General features: G+C 73.8%; 10 protein-coding genes and 1 pseudogene. 2 read left to right on the top strand and 9 right to left on the bottom strand.

Going from position 1 to position 8,833, the window contains the following annotated elements; translation table 11 throughout:
* The 8 genes and pseudogenes from AB0J68_RS20305 to AB0J68_RS20270 form a co-directional block, all read right to left on the bottom strand.
* A pseudogene (locus tag AB0J68_RS20305) lies at nt 1-294 on the bottom strand (hypothetical protein); the annotation flags it as partial.
* Nucleotides 269-751, bottom strand: a complete 483-nt coding sequence (locus tag AB0J68_RS20300; protein ID WP_354862842.1) for a phage tail protein — start codon at nt 749-751, stop codon at nt 269-271. The pseudogene AB0J68_RS20305 and the gene AB0J68_RS20300, both read right to left, overlap by 26 nt.
* Nucleotides 752-754: 3 nt before the next feature.
* On the bottom strand, nt 755-1,990 hold the full coding sequence (locus AB0J68_RS20295; protein ID WP_363939915.1) for a phage tail sheath subtilisin-like domain-containing protein: 1,236 nt from the start codon (nt 1,988-1,990) through the stop codon (nt 755-757).
* 23 nt (nt 1,991-2,013) lie between these two features.
* Nucleotides 2,014-2,712, bottom strand: coding sequence for a carboxypeptidase-like regulatory domain-containing protein (locus AB0J68_RS20290; RefSeq protein WP_363939914.1), 699 nt, complete (start codon nt 2,710-2,712; stop codon nt 2,014-2,016).
* Nucleotides 2,709-3,317 carry a glycine zipper family protein gene (locus tag AB0J68_RS20285; protein WP_363939912.1) on the bottom strand — a complete coding sequence of 203 codons (609 nt, stop codon included), beginning with the start codon at nt 3,315-3,317 and terminating at the stop codon, nt 2,709-2,711. Before AB0J68_RS20285 ends, AB0J68_RS20290 begins: the two co-directional genes overlap by 4 nt.
* An 11-nt stretch (nt 3,318-3,328) precedes the next feature.
* Nucleotides 3,329-3,664: a hypothetical protein gene (locus tag AB0J68_RS20280; RefSeq protein ID WP_355065267.1), complete on the bottom strand. Its 336-nt coding sequence runs from the start codon at nt 3,662-3,664 to the stop codon at nt 3,329-3,331.
* Nucleotides 3,665-3,808: 144 nt separating this feature from the next.
* On the bottom strand, nt 3,809-4,639 hold the full coding sequence (locus tag AB0J68_RS20275; protein ID WP_363939911.1) for a DUF3153 domain-containing protein: 831 nt from the start codon (nt 4,637-4,639) through the stop codon (nt 3,809-3,811).
* Between the two features lie 218 nt (nt 4,640-4,857).
* Nucleotides 4,858-6,021, bottom strand: a complete 1,164-nt coding sequence (locus AB0J68_RS20270; RefSeq protein ID WP_363939909.1) for an FAD-dependent oxidoreductase — start codon at nt 6,019-6,021, stop codon at nt 4,858-4,860.
* Between the two features lie 66 nt (nt 6,022-6,087).
* Here AB0J68_RS20270 and AB0J68_RS20265 point away from each other — a divergent pair, with 66 nt between their 5' ends.
* Both AB0J68_RS20265 and AB0J68_RS20260 read left to right on the top strand, forming a co-directional pair.
* Nucleotides 6,088-6,717 (top strand): TetR/AcrR family transcriptional regulator, encoded by a 630-nt coding sequence (locus tag AB0J68_RS20265; protein WP_363939907.1) that lies wholly within the window; start codon nt 6,088-6,090, stop codon nt 6,715-6,717.
* 202 nt (nt 6,718-6,919) lie between these two features.
* Nucleotides 6,920-8,044 (top strand): FUSC family protein, encoded by a 1,125-nt coding sequence (locus AB0J68_RS20260; protein ID WP_354863241.1) that lies wholly within the window; start codon nt 6,920-6,922, stop codon nt 8,042-8,044.
* A gap of 4 nt (nt 8,045-8,048) precedes the next feature.
* Here the strand turns inward: AB0J68_RS20260 and AB0J68_RS20255 are convergent.
* A partial coding sequence (locus AB0J68_RS20255) for a hypothetical protein (protein ID WP_363939905.1) occupies nt 8,049-8,833 on the bottom strand: 785 nt, incomplete at its 5' end.

Below are 8,833 nucleotides of genomic sequence, written 5' to 3'. Positions count from 1 at the left end.
GATCCGGACGATGATGAAGTGGGGCGAGGACATCCCCGCCGGCTTCGACCTGTCGACGCTGCCCAGGAGCCGCAGCGACGAGTCGAGGTCCAGTTCGCGCAGCAGGCCGGGGGCGTGTGCGGCGACCAGGTTCAGCCAGTGCTGGGGCGGCTCCCCGAGACGACGTGGCACCTCCGCCGGAGGCGCCGGGGGTACGCCGGTGTTCTCGACGAGTCCGGCGAGGCGCTGCACCGCGCCGGCCGCGGAGCGGAGCCGACCGGCCAGCCAGCTACGCGGGCGTCGGCGCGGCGGCACCGCCGGTCTCCAACTCCAGGCCCTCGTAGCGCAGCGTCAGCGAGGCGATGGCGATCTCGTGGCTGACCGTGTTGAGGTGCGCCCCGCGCCACCGGGTGGGCCAGGCGTCGATCAGGTTCCAGCGCAGCACCTCGGCGGTGCCCGCGGAGTCCAGCAGCACCACCGACACGTTGCGGCGGTTGAGGGTGCCCTGGGCGGTGGCGTTCACCCAGTCCCACAGCTCGCGGGACGCGGTGAGGCCGAAGTGCAGGGTCACCGGCTCGTACTCGGCCTGGCCGGGGACCATCCGCGTCGGTCCGGGGCCGTGCTCGCGGTACGGCTGCCCGGGGATGTTCACCTCCAGTCCGCTCATCTCGGTGAAGTGGCCGTTGGTGACGCCGTTGATGAGGAGCCGGAAGTTGTACGCCCGGTACGGGTCGACCGGGGCGCCCGGCTGCGGGGTGGCTGTGGTGGGCATGTGTCAGCCTCCGATCGTCTCGGTCTCGGTGCCGCCGGCCCACTGGCTCAACTTGAACACCACGAATTCGGCGGGCTTGACGACGGCGATGCCGATGTGGGCGATCACCATGCCGGCGTCGCGGACGTCCACCGGGTTGGTCTCCTCGTCGCACTTGACGAAGAACGCCTCCTCGGGGCTGCGCCCGAGCAGCGCGCCGTCGCGCCACACCCGGGTGAGGAACGCCCCGATGTCGCGCCGGATCGAGCGCCAGAGGGTGAAGTCGTTCGGCTCGAAGACCATCCAGCGGGTGCCGTTGGCGATGGCCTGCTCGATGGCGATGCTGAGCCGCCGTACGTTGAGGTAGCGCCACTCGCTGGCCTCGGCGGCGAGCGTACGGGCGCCCCAGACGCGGATGCCCTCGCCGGCGAAGTAGCGGATCACGTTGACGCCCTTGGGGTTGAGCACGTCGTGCTCCGGGCGGGTGACCAGGTAGCCGAGGTTGACCGCGCCGCGGACGGGTTCGTTGGCCGGCGCCTTGTGCACGCCCCGCAGGGCGTCGGTGCGGGCCCAGATGCCGGCGAGGTGCCCGCTCGGCGGGGTGAGTTCCAACTCCCCGCTGATCGGGTCGCGTACCTCGATCCACGGGTAGTAGAACGCGCCGAACTCGGACTGCCGGGGCCGGTACGCCGGTCCCTCGCCGCCGCCGGACCCACCGGGTCCCGCGCTGCCGGCAGCGCCCTCGGCGGGCTTGGGCGGCTTGCCGGACGACGGGGTGGCGACCCGGGTCAGCGCGGAGATGTCGTCGATGTCCGGGGCCGGGTCGCAGATCGCCACCATGGTGCGGGTGCGCTCGGCCATGCTGAGCAGCGCCTCGTGGGACACCACGTCGGAAAAGCCCGGAGCGGCGATGATGGAGATCTCGTCGATGGCCTCCAGCAGTTGCAGGCCACCGCGTCGCTGGCCGGTGCCGGTGATGGCGCCGCCCTCGCCGACGTTGACCACCCAGCATCGGGCGCCCCCGTTGTCCAGGAAACCGAACACGGCCCGGGCCAGTGGGGTGCTCTCGATCTGGTTCCCGTCGGCGAAGAGCCGCAGGAACTCGGTCCAGTTGTTGACCGGTACCGCCTTGCCCAGGTGGGCGCCGCGGTTCGGGGCGACGCCGACGAACGCGGCGATGCTGGTGCTCGCCGGTCCGATCGGTCGGGCGCCGCTGGGGACCTCCTCGACGTAGATGCCGGGGGAGACGTAGCTGGGCATCGGTCCTCCTGTGCGGGTGGGCGTCAGTGGGTCGGTGGTGCGCAGACGATGACGATGTCGTCCTCGCCGGCGTCGACGTCGGCGGTGAGCACGAGACCGCGCCCGCTGAGCCGCAGCCGTACCGGGCCGGGGTGTTCGGGGTCGTGCGGGACCCCGGCGATCAGGAACCGGCCGTCGGGGCCGGTGCGGGTCGCGGACGCGGTGCCGGGCAGTTCGACGCGCATGGCGGCGAGCGGTTGGTCCGCGGGGCCGACCACCCGGCCGGCGAGGGTGCGCATCGACAGCTGGCGCAGCCGCAGCGGTTGCAGGACCGGCGGCGCGGCCGGCGTCGGGTGCTCCACCTGCGTGGGCACGTCGATCAGCAGCGCCGGTCGGGGCGCGGCGTCGAACGCGCTCCACAGCGCGGCGTCGCCGGCCTCCAGCACCAGCGGGTAGCTGCCGTCGCTGGTCGCGGCGGTGAGCACCCGGTCCAGGACGGCCAGCCCGGCCGGCCCGGCCACGCAGAGCAGGTAGCGGACCGTGAACCGGTACGGCTCGCGGACCGCGCCGCTGGAGCGCGTCTGCTGGGCCGGGCGCAGCTCCAACGGCCACAGGGTCAGCCCGTCGGCGTCGACGCCCGCGTGGGGCGGGCCGATCGGGACGGGTTGCCCCGCCACGCCGGTCAGCCATGCGGCCAGCTCGGCGGTGGCCGTCTCGATCGGTCCGCGCCCGTCGGTGGTCATCGCGGCGGCGTCCCCTGGATCCGGTAGGCGATGGCCTCGTTCCACACGTGCGGGTAGACGCCGATCTCGAAGTAGCGGGTGAACCGGTTGATCGGCGCGTTGGTGTGGTCGTGGTAGAGCAGCCAGACCGGCGCGATGGTGAACAGCACGTAGTTCGCCAGCACCAGCGGGATGTAGAGCGGGCCGAGCAGACGCGCCTGGAAGATGTGCACGTCCTCGTGGCGCTGGATGCCGGAGCTGGAGCCGGCGCAGACGGTGCCGATGGTGGTGGCGTAGCGGGGTGAGACGCCCTCCACCACGCTGACCCGGCCGCTGCCCGCCGAGGTGGGCCGGTCCAGCGAGTGCCCGAAGATCAGGTGCACGGCCAGGTAGATGGCCCCGGCGATCGTGTTGAGCAGGCTCCACGTGTGGTCGACGACGAAGAGGAAGATGCCGCGGGCGTCCGGCGCGTACACCCCGGCGGAGGTGACCGCCCAGCCGAACGCCGCGCCGACCAGCAGGCCCACGACGGCGCCGATGAGCAGGCCGACCGGGCCGCCGGCCAGGAGGCCGAGGACGGCGCCGAGACCCACCTGGATCGCCGCGCTGAGAATTCCGAAGATCATGACGTCACTCCTCAGACCCACGAGCGGAAGACACGGGGCTCGCGACCGCTCGCGAGCTGGGTGGGCGTCGCCTGCCGGTTGCCGGGCGGGAACTGGTTGACGCCGAGCGCGGCGGAGAAGATCACCAGCGCGTTGAAGAACGCGATGACCCACTTCTCGCCGCCGGCGTCGTCGGCGAAGGCCGCGGTCAGGTAGGACAGCAGCAGCGCGATGGCGATGGCGATCCACTTGCGGAGCTTGTCGCCGCTCGGGCCGATGAGCCCGCCGATGACGTTGGTGGCCAGCAGGGTGGCGGCGCTCGCGCCGGCGATGGTCCCCAGGGCGGCCCAGGTGAAGAGATCGTTCACGGCGATCCCCCTTTTCTGCGATGGTGCGACCGGGATGTGGTGGTGGTGAGGGCCGGTGCTCCGCGGGGGGAGCACCGGCGCCGGTCGCCGTCGTCGCGGGCGGCCGGGGCCGGACGTGGCCGGCGGGGCCGGCCACCGGATGGATCAGCCGGGCCCGGGAGCGCCGGCGGGCGGGCCCGGCGAGGTCGGCCCAGTCGGCCCGGGTGCGGTCGGCCCGGGTGCGGTCGCGCCGGGTGCGGTCGGGCCGGGTGCGGCCGGCGCCGTCGGGCGACGGCGGCGCAGCAGGAGTACGCCCACCGCGGCGAGCACCAGCAGCAGGAGTACGCCGCCGCCGACCAGCAACCACGGGAAACCGCCGGAGTCGGAGGCGGCGGCCGCCGGTGACGCCGAGGGGCGGGGCGGGGCCTCGGCGACGGCCCGCAGTTCGATCGGCTTGTCCTGGTTGGAGTCGACCTTCCAGGTGACCGACCGGCCGTTGACGGTGCCATTGGTGTCGATCACCCGACCGGGAAACGTCACCGAGATCTCGAACGACATCAGCTTGAGGAAAGCCTGCTGTTGTTGAGGATTCTGCTGGGCAATCTTCCCGCCGTATTTCTTCGGGTCCAGCGGTAACGTGAATCGGTAGAAGTCGCCGTCTCGGACCAGTTTGACGCTTTCGCTGTCGAAGCTCGCCAGCGGTGCCCTGCGGTAACTGATCTGGGTGCCGAAGAGTTTGCCGTCCTCGTAGCTGGTCTCCTCGCCCGGCGGCAGCGCCGGAATGTTCTGCCGCAGCTCGGCGAAGGCCGCCGGGATGTTCTTGTTCCGGGCGCTCAGCAGGGACTTCTGGGCGGTCAGCAGCAACTGCCCGTCGACCGTGTCATCGGCGTTGACGGTGAGCCCGATGTTGAGTTGCATGCAGCCGCTCAACGCGGCGAGAAGAAGGAGGCACACCGCGACGCGGAGTGCCCTGCCGCGGTTGACTCTCCTGTTCATGCGCTCAGTGTGTGTGATCGCTTTCACCATGAGCAGTCAGCGATCGGTCACAAGGCAGTCGCCGATTGTACCGGCGCACTGTCGTATTCGACCGAGGTGGGAAGCGGCGCAAAAGAATAAACTGGAGTTTTGCGTCCCGGTGTGCCCGACCCCGGGCTGAGTCGATGATCGTGGCCGGCTGAGTGGCCGGCTGGGTGGCCGGCTGGGTGGCCGCTCTCTCAGCCCGCCGGTGGTCGCCAGTCGACCTGCCGGGTCATGCCGCGCAGGACGGCGCCGGCCGGGATCAGTCGCAGCGCGGCGGCGCGCACGGCGAGGGCGAGCGGGTTGTGCAGTTGTTGGCCGTACCGGCCGGCGCGCAGCGAGGCACGGGCGATGGCCTGGCTGCGGGGGCGACGCTGCTCGTCGTACGCCGCCAGGGCGGCCGGCAGCCCCTCTGCGCCGCCGGAGCAGGCCGCGCCGAGCACGACCGCGTCCTCGATCGCCTGCCCGGCGCCCTGCCCGAGGTTCGGCGTCATCGCGTGGGCCGCGTCGCCGAGCAGCGCCACCCGTCCCCGCACGTACGAGGGCAGCGCCGTGGCCAGGTGGTGGATGTCGTTGCGCAGGACCACCCCGGGTGGGGTCGCCGCCAGCAGCGCGGGAATGGGCTCGTGCCAGGCGCCGAAGTGGTCCCGTACGGCCGCCAGCTCGTCCGGGGCGTGGCCACCGGGCGGAGCGTTGAGTGCCGCGTACCAGTAGACCTGGCCCTCGCCGAGCGGCACCATGCCGAACTCGGCAGCCGGGCCCCAGGTGATCGCCGTCGGGATCGGGTCGGGGAACGCGACGGCGGCCCGCCAGGCCGTCGAGCCCGCGTACACCGGGGCCGGGATCTCCGGCCAGAGCTGGGTGCGCAGTCGGCTGTGCAGGCCGTCGGCGCCGACGACCAGGTCGGCGTCGAGGGTTCGTGGGCCGTCGGGCCCGTGGTGGCGCACCGTGGCGCGGTCGGGTTCGGACTCAACGTGCTCGACCTCGGCCCCGGTGTGCAGCGACGACGCGGGCAGCGCCTCGCGCAGGATGCGGTGCAGGGTGGCCCGGTGGATGCCGAGCGCGCTGGTGCCGAGCTGCCGGATCATCTCCGCCGCGTCCACCCGGGACAGCCACCGGCCCCGCCGGTCCCGGATCCCGCCGGGGGCCTCGGCGTGCGCGCTGGACCGCAGCGCCGGGCTCAGACCGAGGGAGTCCAGGGCGCGCAGCGAGTTGGCCATCAGGGTCAGCCCGGCGCCCACCTCGCGTAGTTCGGGGGCGCGTTCCAGCACGGTCACCCGCCACCCGTGCCGGTGCAGGGCGAGGGCCGCGCTCAGCCCGCCGATGCCGCCGCCGACCACGACCGCGTGTGGCTCGCCCATGTCGCCCACCCTTCTACATCTGTAGAAGGGTGATACTACCTGCGGACCTCGACCGAAAGGAGACCCGTGACGGCCCGCGCCAACCGGATCGCGCTGCTGACCGACGCCGCCATCGAGCTGATCGCCGCCGGCGGGATGCGGGCGCTGACCCACCGGGCCGTCGACGGTCGCGCCGGGCTGCCAGCCGGCACCACCTCCGCGTACCTGCGCACCCGACAGGCACTGATCGAGGCGGTGGTGGAACGCCTTGCCGAGCGGGAACGGACCGACCTGGCCGCGTACGACCTGCCGACCGGCCCGCCCTCCCCGACGCCGGGTGCCCGGCTCGACGGCGACGACCTCGACCGGCTCGCCGTCGGGGTGGCCGAGGTTCTCGACCGCTGGCTGAGCACCGGACGCAGCCGGACGCTGGCCCGCTACGCCTGTCTGCTGGAGGCGGTCCACCGCCCCGAACTGCGCGGCATCCTGCACCACGGCACCGGCATGCGGGCACAGGCACGGGACCTGCTGACCCGGGCCGGGGCCGCCGATCCCGACCGGCAGGGCGACCAGTTCGTCGCCTTCGTCGATGGGCTGCTCTTCGACCGTCTGGTCGGCGCCGGCGCGCTCACCGCCCCGCCCCCCGGCGGCCCGGCCAGCCGCGCCGATCTCGCGGGCGCCGTCCGTACGCTGCTGCGCGCCTTGACCAGCAGTTGAGCCTCGGGCCGGTGCGCCGACCCGCAGCGCGTACTGCGGGTCGACCACCGAGCCCGGCAGGACGGCGCGGCGACCGTCGCGCAGCCCGGTGAGCGGGTCGATCGCGCGATGGTGAACGATCGCGAGGGGCGCTCCGGGCCGCCGGAAGGGCGCGGGCGATCATGGACCCCCGGCGTGCGGTCGAGGTGAGCGGAGGTGGGCGATGGCGTGGTTCGGGGGCCTGCGGGTCGCCGCTCACCGGCTGCGGCAGGGCTGGCGGCCGGTGCTGGAGGCGACCGTCGCGGCGACCGTGGCCTGGCTGCTCGCCACCCGCCTGCTCGGGCATCCGCAGCCCTTCTTCGCGCCGGCTGCCGCGCTGATCGTGCTCGGCCAGGCCCGCGGGCAGCGGATCCGGCGGGCCGTCGAGGTCGTACTCGGGGTGGCCGCCGGAGTGCTCGTCGCAGACCTGGTCGTGCAGGCGCTCGGCCCGGGCACCACGTGGACGGTCGGCACCGTCATCCTGCTCACCGTCCTGCTCGCGGTCGCCTTCGGCGCCACCGGCGTGACCCTGGTCCAGGCCGCTGTCTCCGCGCTCTACCTGGTGGTGGTCGCGCCACCGGACGGGTCGCTGGTGCCGTTCCGCTTCGTCGACGCGCTGGTCGGCGGCGCGGTCGCGCTCGCGGTCAGCCTCCTCGTCGACGCCCGGCACCCGCTCGCCCCCCTCGTCGCCGAGGTGCGGCGGACCTTCGACGAGTTGGCCGGCCTGGTGGGCGGGATCGCCGACGCGCTGGACGGTCGCGACGAGTCGGCGGCGATGGCCGCGTTGACGCGGGCCCGGGGCATGGACGCCCGGGTCGACGGGCTGCGCGAGGGCGTGCTCGCCGCCGGTGAGGCGCTGCGGCTCAACGTGCGCCGGCGTCGGCACATCGGCCGGCTGCGGTCGGTGGACGAGTCGATCCGGCAGACCGACTACGTGGTCCGCAACGTCCGGGTGCTGGCCCGCGCCGGGGTGACGCTGAGTCGACTGCGGACCCCGACGCCACCGGAGCTGGGCGGGGCGCTGCGCTGCCTGGTCGAGGCGGTCCGGGAGGCCGGCGCGGCGCTCGCCGCCGACCTGGACGGGCGGGAGGAGGCCGCCGACCGGCACGCCGTCCGGGCGGACGAGGCGGCGCTGGCCGCCGTCCGCACGGCCGGGCAGCTCTTCGGGTCGACCCAGACCCTCCCACTCGCCATGATCATCGGTCAGATCCGGGCGACGGCCATCGACCTGCTGCGGGGCGTGCACCCCGACGACGACGCCGCCGTCCTGGCCCGCGTGGACGAGGCCCTCGGCCTGCCCGTCGTGTGACCCCTCACCGCGTCCCTGCGCTCGGGTCTTGCCCGGTGCCGGCGGTGAGCCATCCGGTGGCGCTCGCGCGGATCGGGGCGGGGACGTCGTGGCCGTCGGGGAACTCCTCGTAGGTGACGTCGTAGCCGAGGCCACGCAGGTGCGGCACGAAACGGCGGCTGCACACGTCGATCGGCAGGACGCGGTCGTCCACCCCGTGCGAGACGAAGATCCGCGGCCGGCCCCGGATGCGCGGCGGCGCGGCGAAGCCGGGGGAGAAGGCCAGCACCGCGTCCACCAGGTCGCCGTTGGCCAGGCCCAGCGAGAGGGCGTACGAGGCCCCGTCGGAGAAACCGCCAAGTGTCACACCGCTGACGGGGTAGCCGTCGAACGCGCTGGCCAGCAGCGCGTCGATGTGCTGCACGTCCACCCCGAAGCCGCCGGCGAGCAGGTCCCAGCTGGCCCCCGACGACTGCGGGGCGACCAGCAGCAGGTGATGCGCGTCCGCCACCGACAGCAGCAGGTCCAGGCCCTGCCGCGCGGAGCCGCCCGCCCCGTGCAGCAGCACCACCAGCCGGTACGCGGCGCCGTCGGCGGCCGGCTCCGGCACGTACGCCATCGCCGGCCGGCCGCCGTCGCCGCCGGGCAGCGGCACGAGGCCGGTGGGACCCGACACCACCGGCGGGTGCGGGCGGGTGGTCAACCGGCCGTGCCGGGGACCCTGCGCGGACGCTCCGGTCGGCGGCGCGGAGTCGGACACGGGCCACCACTCCTCGCGGTCGGCGAAAGGTGCGAGGCGGTTACCCGACC

It is taken from the genome of Micromonospora sp. NPDC049580 (assembly GCF_040675595.1).
GTDB lineage: Bacteria > Actinomycetota > Actinomycetes > Mycobacteriales > Micromonosporaceae > Micromonospora.
This window is presented reverse-complemented; position numbering and strand designations above follow the sequence as displayed.